General features: G+C 69.5%; 16 protein-coding genes. 4 read left to right on the forward strand and 12 right to left on the reverse strand.

Translation table 11 applies throughout. From position 1 onward, the window contains the following. Positions 1-237: 237 nt before the first annotated feature. Both ABZX22_RS04310 and ABZX22_RS04315 read right to left on the reverse strand, forming a co-directional pair. Positions 238-1,554: a hypothetical protein gene (locus tag ABZX22_RS04310; RefSeq protein WP_354905992.1), complete on the reverse strand. Its 1,317-nt coding sequence runs from the start codon at positions 1,552-1,554 to the stop codon at positions 238-240. Positions 1,555-2,286: 732 nt separating this feature from the next. Further along, entirely contained in the window at positions 2,287-3,714 is a 1,428-nt protein-coding gene (locus ABZX22_RS04315; RefSeq protein WP_354905994.1) for a hypothetical protein, read from the reverse strand. Between the two features lie 158 nt (positions 3,715-3,872). Here ABZX22_RS04315 and ABZX22_RS04320 point away from each other — a divergent pair, with 158 nt between their 5' ends. Next, entirely contained in the window at positions 3,873-4,508 is a 636-nt protein-coding gene (locus ABZX22_RS04320; protein ID WP_354905995.1) for a DUF305 domain-containing protein, read from the forward strand. Between the two features lie 192 nt (positions 4,509-4,700). Here the strand turns inward: ABZX22_RS04320 and ABZX22_RS04325 are convergent, their stop codons facing one another. The 3 genes from ABZX22_RS04325 to ahcY form a co-directional block, all read right to left on the reverse strand. Continuing rightward, positions 4,701-6,062 (reverse strand): hypothetical protein, encoded by a 1,362-nt coding sequence (locus tag ABZX22_RS04325; RefSeq protein WP_354905996.1) that lies wholly within the window; start codon positions 6,060-6,062, stop codon positions 4,701-4,703. Between the two features lie 86 nt (positions 6,063-6,148). Then, complete coding sequence (locus ABZX22_RS04330) at positions 6,149-7,369, reverse strand: adenosylhomocysteinase (protein ID WP_354905998.1); 1,221 nt, start codon at positions 7,367-7,369, stop codon at positions 6,149-6,151. A gap of 422 nt (positions 7,370-7,791) precedes the next feature. Then, positions 7,792-9,219, reverse strand: a complete 1,428-nt coding sequence (gene ahcY / locus ABZX22_RS04335; protein WP_354905999.1) for an adenosylhomocysteinase — start codon at positions 9,217-9,219, stop codon at positions 7,792-7,794. A gap of 100 nt (positions 9,220-9,319) precedes the next feature. Here ahcY and ABZX22_RS04340 point away from each other — a divergent pair, with 100 nt between their 5' ends. Then, positions 9,320-9,679 (forward strand): MerR family transcriptional regulator, encoded by a 360-nt coding sequence (locus ABZX22_RS04340; RefSeq protein ID WP_354906001.1) that lies wholly within the window; start codon positions 9,320-9,322, stop codon positions 9,677-9,679. Further along, a complete protein-coding gene (locus tag ABZX22_RS04345; protein WP_354906002.1) occupies positions 9,676-10,236 on the forward strand; it encodes a GerMN domain-containing protein in 561 nt (186 codons plus the stop codon). Before ABZX22_RS04340 ends, ABZX22_RS04345 begins: the two co-directional genes overlap by 4 nt. Before the next feature lie 37 nt (positions 10,237-10,273). On the opposite strand, the gene ABZX22_RS04350 is transcribed toward ABZX22_RS04345, so the two are convergent. Genes ABZX22_RS04350 through ABZX22_RS04370 form a run of 5 tightly spaced genes read right to left on the reverse strand, consistent with a single transcriptional unit; the run spans position 10,274 to position 14,259 of the window. Beyond that, positions 10,274-11,194 carry a cation diffusion facilitator family transporter gene (locus ABZX22_RS04350; protein WP_354906003.1) on the reverse strand — a complete coding sequence of 307 codons (921 nt, stop codon included), beginning with the start codon at positions 11,192-11,194 and terminating at the stop codon, positions 10,274-10,276. A gap of 43 nt (positions 11,195-11,237) precedes the next feature. After that, positions 11,238-12,326 carry an SIS domain-containing protein gene (locus ABZX22_RS04355; protein ID WP_354906005.1) on the reverse strand — a complete coding sequence of 363 codons (1,089 nt, stop codon included), beginning with the start codon at positions 12,324-12,326 and terminating at the stop codon, positions 11,238-11,240. Next, on the reverse strand, positions 12,323-12,499 hold the full coding sequence (locus tag ABZX22_RS04360; protein ID WP_354906006.1) for a Trm112 family protein: 177 nt from the start codon (positions 12,497-12,499) through the stop codon (positions 12,323-12,325). The genes ABZX22_RS04355 and ABZX22_RS04360 overlap by 4 nt, the downstream gene beginning before the upstream one ends. 4 nt (positions 12,500-12,503) lie before the next feature. Further along, positions 12,504-13,850: a phosphomannomutase/phosphoglucomutase gene (locus ABZX22_RS04365; protein WP_354906008.1), complete on the reverse strand. Its 1,347-nt coding sequence runs from the start codon at positions 13,848-13,850 to the stop codon at positions 12,504-12,506. 40 nt (positions 13,851-13,890) lie between these two features. Then, entirely contained in the window at positions 13,891-14,259 is a 369-nt protein-coding gene (locus ABZX22_RS04370) for a DUF3499 domain-containing protein (RefSeq protein ID WP_354906010.1), read from the reverse strand. Positions 14,260-14,412: 153 nt separating this feature from the next. Between ABZX22_RS04370 and ABZX22_RS04375 the strand changes: the two genes are divergently transcribed. Further along, a complete protein-coding gene (locus tag ABZX22_RS04375; RefSeq protein WP_354906011.1) occupies positions 14,413-14,853 on the forward strand; it encodes a metallopeptidase family protein in 441 nt (146 codons plus the stop codon). 205 nt (positions 14,854-15,058) lie between these two features. Here ABZX22_RS04375 and ABZX22_RS04380 read toward each other — a convergent pair whose 3' ends face one another. Both ABZX22_RS04380 and ABZX22_RS04385 read right to left on the reverse strand, forming a co-directional pair. Beyond that, positions 15,059-15,322: a WhiB family transcriptional regulator gene (locus ABZX22_RS04380; protein ID WP_354906012.1), complete on the reverse strand. Its 264-nt coding sequence runs from the start codon at positions 15,320-15,322 to the stop codon at positions 15,059-15,061. A 336-nt stretch (positions 15,323-15,658) separates the two neighbouring features. After that, positions 15,659-17,794 carry a hypothetical protein gene (locus ABZX22_RS04385; RefSeq protein ID WP_354906013.1) on the reverse strand — a complete coding sequence of 712 codons (2,136 nt, stop codon included), beginning with the start codon at positions 17,792-17,794 and terminating at the stop codon, positions 15,659-15,661. Positions 17,795-17,904 lie beyond the last annotated feature (110 nt).

Below are 17,904 nucleotides of genomic sequence, written 5' to 3' on the forward strand. Positions count from 1 at the left end.
GGCACCCCGGCACCCCGGCACCCCGGCACCCCGGCACCCCGGCACCCCGGCACCCCGGCACCCCGGCACCCCGGCACCCCGGCACCGGGGAGTGTTCTCGGGTGCGCGGATCGCCGGCACCTCGGTCTTCCGCCGACCGCCTCCGGGCGGGCCGTCCTGCGCGAAGGGCGGTGCCGCGCCGTCCCATGCCAAGGGCGGTGCCGCGCCGTATCGTGCGACGGCGCGGCACCGGAAGGGTCAGAAGGGCAGCTGGGTCTGCGTGTTCAGCACCTTCAGCCGCACCTTGGCCGCCGCGTCCGTCCGCTTGTCGGAGATCCGCAGCACGTCGAACCCCTGCTGGATGTCACTGCTGTAGACGAAGCCGTTGTAGTAGTACGCCGACCACGACCCGCCCGCCCGGCGCGGCTGCAACGCGCCACGGTCGAAGTAGCCGATCTCCTTGGGGCTGGCCGAGTCGGTGAAGTCCCAGATCGAGACGCCGCCCTGGTACCACGCCTGCACCATGATGTCCTTGCCCTTGACGGGGATCAGCGAGCCGTTGTGCGCCACGCAGTTCTCCGCCGCCCCCTGATGGCGGGGGATCTTGAAGTACGCCTTGTGCGTCAGCTGTCCGTCCACGATGTCGAAGATCGCGTCCGCGCCGCGCTGCCCGCCGACCCGCTCGTTGCACGTGGCCGACCTGCCGCCGCCGAGCTCGTCGGTGAAGACCACCTTCGTCCCGGTGTTGTTGAAGGTCGCCGAGTGCCAGAAGGCGAAGTTCTCGTCGGTGACCGTCGCCGTCACCTTGGGGCGCTCACGGTCGGAGATGTCCATCAGCACGCCGTCGCCCATGCAGGCACCGGCGGCCAGGTTCTTGGAGGGGAAGACGGTGATGTCGTGACATCCGCTGGTGGGCAGCAGCAGACCGTTCTGCTGCTCGTTGCCGCCGTCGGGGAAGAGCACGGGCGTCGCGACGACCTTCGCGGCGGCCGGCTTGTCCAGCGGCACCTTGACGATCGAGATCTTGTCGTGGGGCGGCTTGCACTCGGCGAAGACGGGGGCCGGCATGTACGAGGAGACATACAGATAGACCGACTTGCCCGACTTACCGGGCACCAGCGTGTGCGTGTGCGAGCCGCAGGCCGTCTCGACCGCCTTCACGTACTTCGGCCGGGACTTGTCGCTGATGTCGAAGATCCTGATGCCCTCCCACGAGGCCTTGCTCGTGGGCACGCCGTAGTCGCTCGAACAGGACTCGCCGTCGCGGGGGTCGTCCACCGACAGGAAGAGGAGGTCGCCGTGCACCGAGATGTCGTTCTGCGCGCCGGGGCAGTTCACCTGGCTGACGACCTTGGGCTTCACCGGGTTTTTGATGTCGTAGATCGTGAAACCGTTGTAGTTGCCCTGGAAGGCGTAGGTGCCCTGGAACGCCAGATCGGAGTTGAACGCGTCAGCGCCCTTGAACGATCCCGTCTTGGGCAGGTTGGCCACGTGCTGGACGTTGGGGCTCTTGATGATCGTGTCAGCCGACTCCGCCTGCGCCGGCGTCGTGGCCGCCGCCAGAGTCAGGGCCATACCGGCCATCATGAACAAGCGGCCGAGTCTGGACGCCACCGAGACCTCCTGTCGAGACTAAACGATCAGACCGGCCCACTATGTCACCACAAATCACCCTCAATCCGGCCCGATACCGAGCCGATACACCTCCCCCGGCCAACCCCCGTATGGCACGCCCTCCCACAGACCGCTCCGCCCGCAACCCCAGCCACCCCGTCGCCCCAGCTCAGACCCTCACGCCGGTTCTCCAGCCGACCGAACAGCTCCCCACACCCCCTCCGAGCCCTGCCACCCGGACCCACGCCCGCCCCCGCCCTCCCACAGACCGGTCCGTTCACGCCGCCGAAGAGCGTGACGCCTGCCGCGTCGTCCTGCTCGGCGAAGGGGACGGCCGGGCGCTGCGCCGGTTCGTGGACGCGCCCAGCGAGGCGACCGCCACGGTGTTCCCGGCCCGCGCCGAGGCGATGGACGCGACACTCCAGCATCGACGTCGCGGTGCTCCCCGGGCGGACAGGTCTCCATGCTCCTGCGGTGGCTGGAGTCCTGCTCACTGCGACTGCCGGCCGAAGCCGCAGATGCTGCTCGCGCTCTCCCCTCACGGGAGGTACTGGGCCAACGGCTTCGACGGCGAACCACCCACCGCGTCCGCGTGACACGGCGCCCCCGCCATCGGAGAACACCCCGCGAAAGCGGCGAGCCGCCAGGGATCTGCCCTGGCGGCTCGCCGAGTTGCGGAAGGAGGGAAGGAACCTAGTCGCGGCCGTGCTCGGCGTACGACGGCTGCGTCTGGGCGTTCAGGAGGTCGAACTTGACGCTGTTGGCCTGGTTCGTGCGCGGGTCGTTGATCCGCAGCACGTCGAGCCCCAGGTTGAAGTCCGATCCGTAGATGTAGCCGTTGTAGTAGTACGCCGACCAGAAGCCGCCGGACAGCGGCGGAGCGGTGTTGTCGGGGCCGCGCTCGAAGAAGGCGATCTCCTGCGGGTTGGCCGAGTCGGTGAAGTCGACGACCGAGATGCCGCCCTGGTACCAGGCCTGCACCATGATGTCGCGACCCTTGACCGGGATCAGGGAGCCGTTGTGGGCGACGCAGTTCTCGGTGTCCGCCTGGTGGCGGGCGATCTTGAAGTAGCCGCGACGCTCCAGCTTGCCGCCGACGAGGTCGTAGTAGGCGTTGGCGCCCCGGTTGGCGCCGATGGCCGCGTTGCAGGTGGCACGGGTGCCGCCGCCGAGCTCGTCGGTGAAGATGACCTTGGTGCCCTCGTTGTTGAACGTCGCCGAGTGCCAGAAGGCGAAGTTCTCCGTGTCGCGGACGACCTCGGTGACGCGCGGGTGCTCGCGGTCGGAGATGTCGAGCAGGATGCCGTCACCCATGCAGGCGCCGGCCGCGATGTCCTTCTCCGGGTAGGCGGTGATGTCGTGGCAGCCGCTGGTCGCCGACTTGCCGTTCGGGTACGGCAGCGACACACCCCCGTAGCCGCCGTCATCGGGGATGCCGTCGCCGTTGGTGTCACGGTCGGCCGGGAACAGCACCGGCGTGCCGACGACGGCGGCGGCCGTCGGGTTGTTCAGCGGCACCTTGATGACCGAGATCAGGTCGTGCGGGGGCTTGCAGTCAGGGAAGTTGGCGTTCGGGCTGTAGGACGAGACGTAGATGTAGACGTTCTCGCCCGTCTTGTCCGGCACCAGGGTGTTGGTGTGCGAACCGCAGTTGGTCTCGACCGACTTGATGTACGTCGGGTTGGTCTTGTCGCTGATGTCGAAGATCCGGACGCCCTCCCACGACTCCTTGATCGACGCGCTCTGCGACGTGCTGTTGCACGAGTCGTTGTTGCGGGAGGAGTCGACGGAGCCGAACAGCAGGTTGCCGTAGACGGACACGTCCATCTGGCCGCCCGGGCAGACCACCGAGCTGACGAGGGTGGTCTTCTTCGGGTGCTTGATGTCGTAGATCGAGAACCCGGCGTAGTTGCCGACGTAGGCGTAGTCGCCCTGGAAGGCCATGTCGGTGTGGATGTCGGTCAGCACGCCCGGCTTGGGCACGTTGGTGACGTGCTCGATGTTCGGGCTCATCGCGATCTCGCCGGGGGCGGGGATGTCAGACGCCTGGGCGGGCAGCGCCGTCAGGACCAAGGCGCCTGCCGCTCCGAGCATGACGAGGGCTTTGCGGGGGGTGATCACTCAGTTGCCTCCATAAAGGGGACATAAATGTAGAGAATCTTCGCCCGCGACCCGTCTGATGACCAGCGTCCAGAATGTCAGATGATATTGCGCTTTGCCGTCTTTTTAATGATCACGGTTATGGTTTACAGTTCGCTCTCTCGACACAGGGAGGTCAGGTGCGCGCCGCGCTCATTGTCATCACTGGTACGGTGATCGCCCTCTCGGGCTGCAGTGGTGACAGTCGTCCCGTCGCCGCCACGGACACGTCGACGGCACCGGTGCTCGCGCCGGGCAAACCGGGCGAGCCGGCACGGACGCTGTCGCCTGCCGAGGCCGCGACCGCCGTTCCCACGCCCACGGCCAACGCGGCGGACGTCACGTTCATGCAGGACATGATCATCCATCACCGCCAGGCGCTCGACATGGCGATCCTCGCCCCGACCAGGGCCCAGTCGGAGAAGCTGAAGGGACTCGCCTCCCGGATCAAGGACGCGCAGGCCCCGGAGATCCAGTACATGACGACGTGGCTGCAGGAACAGGGCCAGAAGGTGCCCGCCCACCACGCGGGGCACGCGACCATGCCGGGCATGGCCACTCCCGAGCAGATGGAGGCGCTGAAGGCGGCCTCCGGCGCGGCGTTCGACAAGCTGTTCCTGGAGTTGATGATCGCGCACCACAGCGGGGCGATCACGATGTCCACGAAGCAGCTCACCGCGGGCTCGCACCAGCGGATCTCCGAGCTGGCCACCGACATCGGCGCGGAGCAGACGGCGGAGATCCGGCGCATGCGGGAGATGCAGGCAGCCCTCTGACCGCTCCGTGAGGGCTCGCGGTACGGCCCGCACAGCCGTCCCGGCGACTCGTCAGGGCCCCCGTGGCGGAACGCACCGGTGGGAGGACGCACGTCGCCGGGGCGCGGGAGCCGTACGGGGAAGTCGCCGGGGGGGAGCCGTATGGGGAAGAGAGGGCCCGCGCCGATCGCGACGCGGGCCCAGCAGGCGCGGTCAGTGGCCGCGGCTCCGGTACCTGGACTGGGTCTGCACGTTCAGCCGGTCGAACCTGACGCCGTCGGCCGAGTTCACCCGCGGATCCCTCACCCTGAAGACGTCGAACCCGCGGAAGATCTCGCTCCCGTAGATGTAGCCGTTGTAGTAGTAGGCCGACCAGAAGCCGCCCAGCGTGAGCTGGGTGTCGTTGATCGGGCCGCGGTCGAAGAAGGCGATCTCGCGTGGGCGGGACGAGTCGGTGAAGTCCCAGACCGACAGCCCGCCCTGGTACCAGGCCTGCACCATGATGTCGCGTCCCCTGACCGGGATCAGCGATCCGTTGTGGGCGACGCAGTTCTCGGTGCTCGTCTGGATCCTGGAGATCTTGTAGTAGCTCTTGAAGACGAGCTTGCGGCCGACGATGTCGACGATGGCGTCGGCGCCCCTGGTCGGGCCCTCGGCCGCGGTGCAGCGGGCCTGCGAGCCGCCGCCGAGCTCGTCGGTGAAGACCACCTTGGTTCCGGCGTTGTTGAAGGTCGCCGAGTGCCAGAACGCGAAGTTCGTGTCCCTGATCGTGTCGATGACCTTGGGGTGTTCCCTGTCGGAGATGTCGAGGAGGACGCCGTCGCCCATGCAGGCGCCCGCGGCGAGGTCCTTCTCGGCGTAGACGGTGATGTCGTGGCAGCCGCTGGTGTCGGCCAGGAGGTTGGGCTGCTGGGTGCGGTCGTTGCCGCCCTCGGGGAAGATCACCGGCGTGTTCACCACGGCGGCCGCGGCCGGGTTGCGCACGGGGACCTTCACGACCGAGATGCGGTCGTGCGGCGGCTGACAGTCGGGGAAGTCGGCCGCCGGGAAGTAGGAGGAGACGTAGACGTAGAAGGCGTCACGCGACTTGCCCGGCACCAGCGTGTGGGTGTGGGAGCCGCAGCTGGTCTCGACGGACTTGACGTACTTCGGGTTGGCCTTGTCGCTGACGTCGAAGATCCGCAGGCCCTCCCACGAGCTCTTCTCACGGGCCGACTGGCGCGTGCCGGAGCAGGAGTCGTCCTTCATCGACTCGTCGACGGAGGTGACCAGGATGTCCCCGTAGACGGTGACGTCCATCTGACCACCCGGACAGGTGACCGAGCTGACCAGCTTGGGGCGCTTGGGGTGCTTGATGTCGTAGATCGAGAATCCGCTGTAGCTGCCGACGTAGGCGTAGTCGCCCTGGAAGGCGATGTCGGTGTTGATCTGCACACCGGCGGGCAGATCGAGGTGGGCTTCGTGCCGGATGTTGTCACTCTTGGTGACCTCGTCGCCGGCCGAGGCGGGGACGGGAACAAGGGCGATCGCCACCACGATCCCGGCCAGGAGGGAGGATAAGCCACGCAGTCCCATGGAGCCTCCAGAGATGGAAATGTCCTGGATTATCCCTAGAGTCGGTGGATCAACCAAGTGATTGTCCGGGAACTGTCACACGAAAATCAGGAGCCCGTCCGCCAGGAGTGGAGGTAGTCCTCCTGCTCGGCGGTCAGCCGGTCGATCTCGATGCCCGCCGCCGCCAGTTTCAGCCGCGCCACCTCGATGTCGATGTCCTCGGGCACGTCGTAGACGCCCGGCGCCAGCCGTACGCGCTCGACGGCCAGCCAGGCGACGGCCAGCGCCTGGGCCGAGAAGGACATGTCCATGACGGCGGCCGGATGCCCCTCGGCGGCCGTGAGGTTGACCAGGCGCCCCTCGGCCAGCAGCAGCAGGCGGCGGCCGTCGGCGAGCACGTACTCGTCGGTGTTGGGCCGCACCCCCGGATTGAGCGCGACGGCCAGCCCCTCCAGCCCGCGCACGTCGACCTCGACGTCGAAATGGCCCGCGTTGGCGAGGATCGCGCCGTCCTTCATCACCGACAGGTGCTCGGCCGTGATGACGTCGCGGTTGCCGGTGACGGTGATGAACAGGTCGCCGACCAGCGCGGCGGCCGCCATGGTGCGCACCTCGTAGCCCTGCAGGGAGGCGTCGAGCGCCTTGACCGGGTCGATCTCGGTGACGATCACCCGCGCGCCCAGGCCCTTGGCCCGCTCGGCGACGCCCCGCCCGCAGTAGCCGAACCCGGCCACCACGACCGTCCGGCCGGCGAGCATGACGTTCGTGGCGCGCATGATGCCGTCGAGGGTCGACTGCCCGGTGCCGTACCTGTTGTCGAACATCCGCTTCGTCCGCGTGTCGTTGACCGCGACGACGGGGAACCTCAGCGCGCCCTCGGCCGCCATCTGGCGCAGCCTGATGATGCCGGTGGTGGTCTCCTCACAGCCGCCGCTCACGCCGTCGAGCAGGTCGGTGCGCTCGGTGTGGAGGATGTTGACCAGGTCGCAGCCGTCATCGAGGACGATGTCGGGCGCCAGGTCCAGCGCTTGATGGATGTGGCGGTAGTAGGTCGCCCGGTCGACGCCCGCGCGCGCGTGGACCGCGATGCCGTAGCCCTGGAGCGCCTCGGCGACGTCGTCCTGGGTGGACAGCGGGTTGGAGGCGGCCAGCGCGATCTCGGCGCCGCCCGCCTTGAGCGCGCCCATGAGGACGGCGGTCTCGGCGGTCACGTGCAGGCACGCGGCGATCCTGAGGCCATCGAGCGGACGCTCGCGCCCGAACCGCTCCCCGATCGCGGTGAGGACGGGCATCGCCCTCCCCGCCCACGCGATCCTCCGCTCTCCCACCACATCTCCAGTCTCTTGTACGGCAAGCCCACTCGGCGCCACCGTGGTCACCGGTGACCGCCCGTCCATCACAGCACTCCAGCAGGACTCCGGTGGCCACCGTCACGTCGTATCGTGCACCGGCTTCCGCGGACGGCCGTCCCACCGGCCGCGCGCCATCGGCTCGCCGGGAGCCCCGACAGGGCACCGGAACCCTGCCGCCAGGTCTTCGGGGCGCCGTGACGGCAGGGACCGGAGTCCTGCCGGGCGGGCGCCCGCGGCGGGCGGTGACCCGGTGACCGCGCAGGCGCCAGGCCCGGCTTGCCGTACGGGCACCGGGCCCGGCCCCGCGAGAACGGAAACCCCCGCCCGGCGCGACGGGTGCGGCCAGGATATGGGACGACGGCGGGTGCCCGGCCGGGCGCCCGCCGTCGCGAGGAACGTCAGTAGCGGTAGTGGTCCGACTTGTAAGGGCCCTCGACGTCGACGCCGATGTACTCCGCCTGCGCCTTGGTCAGCGTGGTCAGCTTGACGCCCAGCGCGTCGAGGTGGAGGCGGGCGACCTTCTCGTCCAGGTGCTTGGGCAGCGTGTAGACGCCGATCGGGTACTCCTCGGTCTTGGTGAAGAGCTCGATCTGCGCGATGACCTGGTTGGTGAAGGAGTTGGACATCACGAACGACGGGTGGCCGGTCGCGCAGCCCAGGTTCATCAGGCGGCCCTCGGCCAGCACGATGATGGAGTGGCCGTCGGGGAAGACCCACTCGTCGACCTGCGGCTTGATGGTGTTCCTGACGATCCCGGGAGTCTTCGCGAGCCCGGCCATGTCGATCTCGTTGTCGAAGTGGCCGATGTTGGAGACGATCGCCTGGTGCTTCATCTTGGCCATGTGGTCGGCCGTGATGATGTCGAAGTTGCCGGTGGTGGTCACGAAGATGTCGGCGATGCCGACGACCTCCTCCAGCGTGGTGACCTGGAAGCCGTCCATGGCCGCCTGGAGCGCGCAGATCGGGTCGATCTCGGTGACGATGACGCGGGCGCCCTGGCCGCGCAGCGCGTCGGCGCAGCCCTTGCCGACGTCGCCGTAGCCGCAGACCACGGCCACCTTGCCGCCGATGAGCACGTCGGTGGCGCGGTTGAGGCCGTCGATGACCGAGTGGCGGCAGCCGTACTTGTTGTCGAACTTCGACTTGGTCACCGAGTCGTTGACGTTGATCGCCGGGAACAGCAGCGAGCCGCTCTTGAACATCTCGTAGAGGCGGTGGACACCGGTGGTGGTCTCCTCCGTCACGCCCTTGATCTGCTCAGCGATCTGCGTCCACTTCTTGTCCTCGCCGACCGTGCGGGTGAGCAGGTCGATGATGACGTGCCACTCCTCCGGGTCCTCGTCGGAGGCGGCGGGGACGGCGCCGGCCTTCTCGTACTCGGCGCCCTTGTGGACCAGCAGCGTGGCGTCGCCGCCGTCGTCGAGGATCATGTTCGGACCCTCGCCGCCGGGCCAGGTGAGCGCCTGCTCGGTGCACCACCAGTACTCCTCCAGCGTCTCGCCCTTCCAGGCGAAGACGGGGACGCCCTGCGGGTTGTCGACGGTGCCGTTGGGGCCGACGGCGACCGCGGCGGCGGCGTGGTCCTGGGTGGAGAAGATGTTGCAGCTGACCCAGCGGACCTCGGCGCCGAGCGCGACGAGCGTCTCGATGAGGACGGCGGTCTGGATGGTCATGTGGAGCGAGCCCATGATCTTCGCGCCGCGAAGGGGCTGGGAGGCCGCGTACTCCTTACGAACCGCCATGAGGCCGGGCATCTCGTGCTCGGCGAGCCGGATCTCCTTGCGGCCGAAGTCGGCAAGTGAAAGGTCGGCGACCTTGAAGTCCATCTGATTACCCCTCGATACACGAAGTTGTCGCCGTCGAGTTTAGGCGCCGGTTCTCCGAGCCGCATCTCGCGGGGGCTGAATCTTCCACAAGAATGTAAGGATGCGCATCACTGAGGCAGCGAGACGGTTGGGGATGTCCCCTCGCATGCTCCGCTACCGGGAGGCACTGGGACTGTTGCCGCCGGTCAGGGAGCAGGGCGCGCACCGCAGGTTCACCGAGGAGGACCTGACGGCCGTGGCCCAGGCCGTGGAGCTGGAGAAGCGGTTCGACGTCTCACCCGCCGAGCTGGCCTTCGCGTTGCGGGCGCTGGCCGAGCCGGCGGTGACCCAGGCCGTCAGGGACCTGGGCCTGCGGATCGGCCGCCTCCACGCGCCCAGGAGGGCACTGGACTTCGAGAAGGAGAAGGCGTTGCGACTGCTGCAAACCAGAGGCGCGAACGGACCGTCCAACCGGATATGAAGGCTCTCCTCACGGCCACCGCGCTGACGGTGGTTCCCGCGCTCGCCCTGATGCCCGCGCAGGCGTCAGCGGCCTCCCCCACGGCCTCGACGGCCGCCTCGACGACCTCCGCAGCCGCCGCCTCAGGCGGCTCCTCAGGCGGGACGGTGAAGGTCTACTTCTCCGCCGACTTCGACGTCCCCGGCAAGGTCGTCGCCGTCACCAGGAAGGCGCCCGACCGCGGAGTGGCCACGTTCGCCATCCAGCAGCTCATCAAGGGCCCGACCAAGGCCGAGCACAGGCGCGGCCTGCACTCCGAGCTCGGCCCGCAGATCAGGGGCAGATCCGACTGCGGGGCCGACTTCAAGCTGTCGATCAAGAGCGGCACGGCCACGCTGCGCTTCTGCCGTACGGTGTTCGGGCTCGGCGTCGGCGGCGACGCCCGCATCCTGCACACCATCGACAGGACGCTGCGTCAGTTCAGCACGGTCAAGAAGGTCATTTCCCTCGACAAGGACGGCCGCTGCCTGTTCGACCAGACCGACCGCGGGACCTCCTGCATCACCGGGCACGAGTGAGCCGCGCCGGCCACCACGGGGAGGCCGCCGAGGGGGCTCATCTGGCGGCGGCCTTGTCCAGGTCCGGCTCGAGGTAGATGACGCGGGCGATGGGGACGGCGGCGCGGATGCGCTGCTCGGCCTCGTCGATGCCGCGGGCCACCTCGGCGGCCGTGTCGTCGTGGGCGACCGCGATCTTCGCGGCGACCAGCAGCTCCTCGGGGCCCAGGTGCAGCGTGCGCATGTGGATGATGCGGCTGACCTCGGGGGCGCTCTCCAGCGCGTTCCTGATCTGCGTCTCGACCTCGGGGGTGGCGCCCTCTCCCAGCAGCAGCGACTTGGTCTCGATCGCCAGGATGATCGCGATGACCGCCAGCAGCGCGCCGATCATCACCGTGCCGACGCCGTCCCAGAGGCCGTCGCCCGTGACCACGGCCATGGTGACGCCGAACAGCGCGAAGATCAGGCCCAGCAGCGCGCCGAGGTCCTCCAGCAGCACCACCGGCAGCTCGGGCGACTTCGACCGGCGGATGAAGGCCCACCAGCTCTGGCTGCCGCGGTGCTCGTTCGACTCCTTGATCGCCGTCCTGAACGAGAACGCCTCGGCGATGATCGCGAAGATCAGGACGCCGAACGCCCACGCCGGCGACTCGACGGGTTGCCGCTCTGCGATCTTGTGGAAGCCCTCGTAGAGCGAGAACACCGCACCGATCGTGAACAGCACGACCGCGACGACGAAGGCGTAGAAGTAGCGCTCCCTGCCGTAGCCGAACGGGTGCTGGGGGGTGCGGCCCCGCTGCGCCCGCTTGCCGCCGACCAGCAGCAGCGCCTGGTTGCCCGAGTCGGCCACCGAGTGGATCGACTCCGCCAGCATGGACGAGGAGCCGGTGAACACGTACGCGACGAACTTGGCCACGGCGATCGCGAGGTTCGCCCCCAACGCCGCGACAATTGCCTTGGTACCGCCACTCGCGCTCAACGCACTTCTCCGCTCATGCCACTGGATTCCCGGACATGGGATCCTATTGGGAAAGTCTCGCCTTTAGCTCTGTGATCGACGTCACCGGGGTCGGATCAGTGCCGTACCCGAGCGCGAGGTAGGCACTCGCGTAGTCGCCCAGCTCGATCAGCGTGGCCAGCCGTTCGAGCGGCGTGACGCCTTCCGCGGTCAGCTCGCTGACCGGGACCCCGCGGTCCTGGGCCATTCTGAGCAGCTCCTGCGGACGGTCGTCGGCCTCGCGCAACACGACCAGACGCAGCGTGCGCTCGGCGGTGTCGGCGAAGATGTCGCGCTGGGCCAGCGGGCCGTCGAGCATGGCCAGCTGGTTATGCCCGGCCTCGGGGATCTCGCCCCAGATCGCCGGATACTTGGCGTTCTCGTTGAGCTGCAGCGCCAGCCGGTGGGCGGCGACCGCCGTCAGCGGCGAGGTCCCCCAGAGCACGGGCACGCTGTCGGCCAGCTCCATGGCCAGCGACTTGCCCGGGTTGATGAACGACTCGCTCGTGGGCCGGCAGCGGTGCGCCATCTCCTCCAACGCCCTGGCCGTCCCCTCGAACAGGTCGTCGTCCGCCTGCGCGATCCCCAGCGACCCGGCCGCCACCAGCAGAGGTACGGCGAGGCCCCACAGGTTCGCGCGCGAAGGGCCGTGCGCCCGCACCGGCACGAACAGCGCCGAGGCCTGCGTGGCGATCGCCTGCAACGGCGACTCCGGAGCGCTGACCACCAGCAGCGACGCGCCCCGCCGTACAGCCTCGGTCGCCGCGGCGAGCGTCTCCGCCGTCCGGCCCGAGCTCGACACCGCCATCACCAGGTCGGTCGCGCCGACCCAGCCGGGCAGCCGGCCGGAGCGCACGGTGATGATCGGCAGCGGCGCGCCGTACCCGCAGACCGCGGCCAGGATGTCGCCCGCGAGCGCGGCCGCGCCCATGCCCGCCACCACGATCGCCCTGGGCCTGCCGTCGCGGGTGAGGCGCGCGACGCCCGCCTCGCTCGCGTCGCGGTGGGCGGTGCGCACCTGCGCGGCCGCGGAAGCGACCACGGGCAGCATGCCGCCCTGGTCGGCCTCGGCGAGCAGGGTCTGGTCGTCGAGCCGCTCGGGCTCCCAGGTCACGGCTTCCTTGCCTCGTCCACGAGCAGCACCGGGATGTCGTCCCTGACCGGGTAGACCAGGCCGCAGCCGGTGCAGGCCAGCTCGTCCGTGCCGTCGGGGTCGTCCTGCGCGCGCAACGGCGCCTTGCACGCCGGGCAGGCCAGGATCTCCAGCAGCCAGTCGTCGATCTTCACTGTTTCAGCTCCTTACAACGGCGAGGACCTCGTCCCTGATCGCCGCCATCTGGCTCGGGTCGGCCGCCTCGGCATTCAGCCTGAGCAGCGGCTCGGTGTTGGACGGACGCAGATTGAACCACCAGCCGAACCCCGTCACGGTCAGGCCGTCGAGCTCGTCGAACTCGCCGCGGCCCGTGAAACGCTCACGCACCCGCCGCAGGGCCTCCTGCTGGTCGGCGACCGTGCTGTTGATCTCGCCGCTGGCACTGTAGCGCGCGAACGGCGCCAGCACCTGCGACAACGGCCGATCCTGCTCGCCCAGCGCGGCCAGCACGTGCAGCGCGGCCAGCATGCCGGAGTCGGCGAACCAGAAGTCGCGGAAGTAGTAGTGGGCCGAGTGCTCCCCGCCGAAGACCGCGCCCGTGCGGGCCATCTCGGCCTTGATGAAGGAGTGGCCCACCCGGGTGCGCTCCGGCACGCCGCCGTGCTCGGCGATGATCTCCGGCACGCCGCGCGAGGTGATCAGGTTGTGGATGACGGTCGAGCCCGGGTGCTTGGCCAGCTCGCGGGCCGCCACCAGGGCCGTGATCGTGGACGGCGAGACCGACTCGCCACGCTCGTCGATCACCCAGCACCGGTCGGCGTCGCCGTCGAAGGCCAGCCCCAGGTCCGCGCCGTTGTCGAGGACGGCCCGCTGCAGGTCGCGCAGGTTGTCGGGCTCGATCGGGTTGGCCTCGTGGTTGGGGAAGGTGCCGTCGAGCTCGAAGTAGAGCGGCGTCACCGTGATCGGCAGCCCCTCGAACACCGCGGGGACGGTGTGACCGCCCATCGCGTTGCCCGCGTCGACGGCGACTCTGAGCGGTCTGATGCCGGACAGGTCGACCAGGGAGCGCAGGTGCCGGGCGTAGTCGTGGAGCAGGTTCTTCTCGATCCTGGTGCCGGTACGGCCGGCGGGGATGCCGCCGTCGAGGTAGCCGGCGGCCCTGTCGCGGATCTCGGTCAGCCCGGTGCCGGCGCCCACCGGCACCGCCTCGGCCCGGCACATCTTCATGCCGTTGTAGCGGGCGGGGTTGTGGCTGGCGGTGAACATCACGCCGGGCAGACCGAGGCTGCCGCTGGCGTAGTAGAGCAGGTCGGTGGAGCCGAGCCCGGCGTCGATCACGTCCGCGCCCCTGGCGGTGGCGCCGCGGATGAAGGCGTCGGCCAGCGCGCGTGAGGAGACCCGCATGTCATGGGCGAGGACGGCCTGCTCGGCGCCGAGCACGTCGACGAACGCCGCCCCGACGGCCTCGGCGCTCTCCTCGTCGAGCTCCTCGGGCACCACGCCGCGCACGTCGTACGCCTTGAAGATCTTGGAGAGATCGCCCACTCGTCCGCCCCTTGGTCGCCTGCTTACTGGGACGAGCCTACTAGCGCTCCCGGTGGGGTTGGGCGGAGCGCAGAACACGCAGATGACCGCGCCGGCCGACCTCCACACCCTGCCCGACGGGCTCGGTGCTGCCGGACGAAGGCGGCCTGGCCGCCTCGCGCACGGCGTTGGCCAACGCCTCGAGGTCATCGGTGCTCGGGCTGGCACCGTCCGTCGGCAGGCGCACGACCTCCCAACCACGGGGGGCGGTCAGCCGTTCGGCGTGTTCGGCGCACAGGTCGTAGCAATGCGGCTCCGCGTACGTCGCCAAGGGGCCGAGAACAGCGGTCGAGTCGGCGTATACGTACGTGAGCGTGAAGACGGCAGGCTGACTGCACGCAGTGCGGGAACAGCGACGGACGGGGCTCACGGAGGGACCGTATCTGCTATGCGTGCGAGGCGCCACTACCTGAGCACTCTTAACGAGCGTGTCGCCACAATTCGGACACCTGTCCCACTGTTTCCACCCACCTGTACCGATGTCGGCCCTGATTGGGTGCGGCCGAAAGCTTAAGCTTGGGGTGTGACACCGACGCGCGGCCCTCGACGGCGCGACCGCCACGGGCGCGGCCTTCGCGGTCCGCTCGCTCCCTCGTACGTTCCCCTTGCCCGCTCGCGCAGCGAGCGCTTCGACGACCTCGTCCTCGACGCGGTCGACCGGCTGAAGCCCAAGTGGGGCAAGCAGCTGGCCGCCGTGGAGTTCGCGGTGGAGGAGGTCCCGCCGGCCAGCGAGCTGGGCGACGGACCTGGCCGGCTCGGATCGGACCCGATCCCCTTCGGGCGCGCCGACGCGGCGTCGGGGTCCCAACCGGCGTCGGTGGTGATCTACCGGCGGCCGCTGGAGGCGCGGGCACGCGACCGCGACATGCTGGGGGCGCTCGTCCACGACACGGTGGTGGAGCAGGTGGCGTCCCTGCTCGGCGTGTCCCCCGAGACGGTCGACCCCGGCTACGACGAACGCTGACCACCCCGGCCACGGACCGGATGGCCCTTCCGGGGAAGCCCGCGGCCGAGCCGTTCCTGCTGCTGTTGCCGGCGCTGACGACACGGTCGGCGGGTCGGCTCCGACCGGGGAGATGATCAGCGTCGGGCACCATGACAGCCGAAAAGGGTCACGCGGCAGACACCGAACCGCCGCGTGACCCTTAGTAGATATCTCGTTGAATCAGTTAAACGGCCTGCTTCTTGATCCTTCGGCGTTCCCGCTCGGACAGCCCACCCCAGATGCCGAACCGCTCGTCGTGCTCGAGTGCGTATTCCAGGCACTCGGCCCGCACCTCGCATGAACGACAGACCTTCTTGGCCTCTCGGGTGGAGCCACCCTTCTCCGGGAAGAACGCCTCAGGATCGGTCTGAGCGCACAACGCACGCTCCTGCCAGCCGAGTTCTTCAGCCTCAAGCTGATCTTGTGCGATGACCACCAAGTCGGTCACTGCACACCTCCCTGCCGCCCGCCCGCAATGGAGCCCCCCATAGACGCCTCCCTCTATACCCCTCCTGGAGGCGTAACAACATGGCTGTAATTACACGCGCGGGCCGTGGCCGACGTCAAGCGGCATGCCGGTATCCGGGGAAAGACCACCTCGCCCCGGTGTGCTTGCCATGGGAGGTTCACGACCGTGTGAATCCGGTATCCATGGCCTTGCCGTGACTTGTTCAACGCTGTCAGCGGTCGGAACCGTACCAGGGCAGACTTGACGCCCGCCCAGGGCCCACCTTCTCTCTATCCGGAATTGACCGACCTCATACCGGCCCTCTTACCGGCCTTTTTACCGGCGCGGATCGTTCGGCGTGTAGATGGCCGTCGGGTCGATCGGGTCGTCTCCCGGGCGGTAGCCGCTCTGGTCGAACCTGATCGTCGACTCGGCGTGCTGCCCCTGCGGGTAGGTGGCCGCGGGCGGGGACTGCGGGTGGCCGAACGGGTCGTCGTAGGGCTGCTGGTACGGCTGCGCCGCGTCGAAGTGCAACTGCGGATGCGTGCCGGCGGTCGACTGCTGGTAGCTCTCCGCCTGCTGGTAGGCGTGCAGCATCTGCTGCGAGCGGGGGTCGACGGGCGGGTCGGGCTCGGCGTAGGGCGGCTGCTGCTGGGCGTACTCCTGGCCCGAGTAACCGGCGAACGGGGTGCCGCTCTGCTGCTCGAAGGCGGGCGGCTGCTCGTAGTAGGGCTGCTGCTGCGGCTCCGCCTGCGGGTACGGCGTGCTCGGCGCGGTCTCGGCCGGCTGGTAGGACGGCGTGTCGTAGGCGCTCGGCGGCGTGTCGTAGGCGGCCGGTGCGCTCGGCGGCGGGTTGTAGGCGTTGGGGAGGCTGTCGGCGGGCACGTACGGCGCGGGCTGGTAATCCTGCTGCGGCGCGAAGCCGTTGCTCGGCAGCGTCTCGGACGGCGTGTAGCCGTTCTGCTCCTGCGGCGAGGCGTAGGAGGCCGGCTCGGGCCGGTAGATCTGGGGCTCGGGCGCGTAGGCGCTCGGCTGCGGCTCGACCGGCGCGTAGGCGGGCTGCTGCGGCGTGTCGTAGGCGGTCTGCTGGGGCGCCTCGGCGTAGGGGCTGTCCAGCGAGGTGTAGGCGCCCGGCTCCGGCTGCGGCGCGTAGAGGTGCTGGGACTCCGGCTGGGCGGCGTAGAGGTTCTGCGACTCGGGCTGCGGCGCGTAGGCGCTCTGCGGTTCCGGCTGAGGTGCCGCGTAGGCGCTCTGCGGTTCCGGCTGGGGCGCGTAGAGGTTCTGCGGCTCGGACGGCGACGCGTAGAGGCTCGGCGACTCCGACTGGGGCGCGTAAAGGCTCTGCGACTCCGGCTGCGCGGCGTAGACGTTCTGCGGTTCCGGCTGGGGCGCGTAGACGTTCCGCGACTCCGCCTGGGGGGCCGCATAGGCGCTCTGCGACTCCGGCTGGGGCGCGTAAAGATTCTGCGGCTCCGGCTGCGCGGCGTAGAGGTTCTGCGACTCCGGCTGCGGCGCGTAGACGTTCTGCGACTCGGGCTGCGGCGCGTAGGCGGTCTGCGGCTCCGGTTGCGGCGTGGGCGCGGGCGGCAGGGCGGGCAGTTCGGGTCTGGGCGGCGGCTGGTAGGCAACCTCCGGCTGGACCTGCTGCGGGGCGGGGCCGGCGGCGGCGCCCTGGCCGAACGGCTGCTGGTCGTAGCCCTGCGGGCCGCCGTGGGCCGCCGGCTGCGGGGCGTGACCGGAGGAGGGGGGCTGCTGGGCGTATCCGGCGGCGGACTGGCCGTACTGCTGGGTCTGGCCGGGGGGCTGCTGGCCGTACTGCTGGCCGGAGGGGGGCTGCGGCGCGGAGGGGTGCTGGCCCTGCGGCTGCTGGCCCGAAGTCTGGTGGCCCGAAGTCTGGTGGCCCGGAGTCTGGTGGCCCGGGGTCTGCTGGCCGGGCGCCTGACTCGGAGGCTGCTGGCCGAAGCTCTGCTGACCGAATCCGGGCTGCTGGCCGAAGCCGGGCTGCTGGCCGTACCCGCTGAAGGAGGGGGTGGCGGGACGTGCGGCGAGCACCTGCGGGAGCAGGTAGACCACGCCGAGCGCGGTGAGCGCGAGGGTGGGGACACCGGTGAGCACGAAGGTCAGCAGGGCGGCGAAGCCCAGGCCCGCGAACAGGCCCAGCAGCAGCGCGATGGCGCCGAAGACGGCACCCGCGGCCAGCGTGCCGGCCGCGCCGTAGGCGATGGTCTTCGCCTTGGGGGTGGGGCTTCCGCCCAGCTGGGTGACCAGGACCACGGCGCCGACGGCGAGCGCGGCCGCGACGGGGCTCGTCAGGTCACCCTGGACCATGCGCGCCCTGAGCACCAGCGAGGACACCGTGCCGGACTCGGAGACCAGCAAACGCACGAGCGCGGCGAGGACGTTCCCCGCCGCGACGGCAAGCATGATCAATGCAGCCGGCTCTCTCAGCCGGCTGACGTCTATTTTGCTCACAGTTAACCCCCTGCTGGTGGCTTACCACCCGAGGGGAGTTTGCCACATAGCTGACTTTGGTGGCGGGAGTCCCAGCAAGCTCATCTACCCCAATCCTCCCTGATCAGCCC

It is taken from the genome of Nonomuraea sp. NPDC003804, from assembly GCF_040610675.1.
Classification (GTDB): Bacteria; Actinomycetota; Actinomycetes; order Streptosporangiales; family Streptosporangiaceae; genus Nonomuraea.

Bases quoted from the DNA above. Each gene is read 5' to 3' on its own strand.
- ABZX22_RS04340 (WP_354906001.1), top strand. From the start codon at position 9,320: ATGCGCATCACTGAGGCAGCGAGACGGTTGGGGATGTCCCCTCGCATG.
- ABZX22_RS04345 (WP_354906002.1), top strand. From the start codon at position 9,676: ATGAAGGCTCTCCTCACGGCCACCGCGCTGACGGTGGTTCCCGCGCTC.
- ABZX22_RS04310 (WP_354905992.1), bottom strand. From the start codon at position 1,554: ATGGCCCTGACTCTGGCGGCGGCCACGACGCCGGCGCAGGCGGAGTCG.
- ahcY (WP_354905999.1), bottom strand. From the start codon at position 9,219: ATGGACTTCAAGGTCGCCGACCTTTCACTTGCCGACTTCGGCCGCAAG.
- ABZX22_RS04325 (WP_354905996.1), bottom strand. From the start codon at position 6,062: ATGGGACTGCGTGGCTTATCCTCCCTCCTGGCCGGGATCGTGGTGGCG.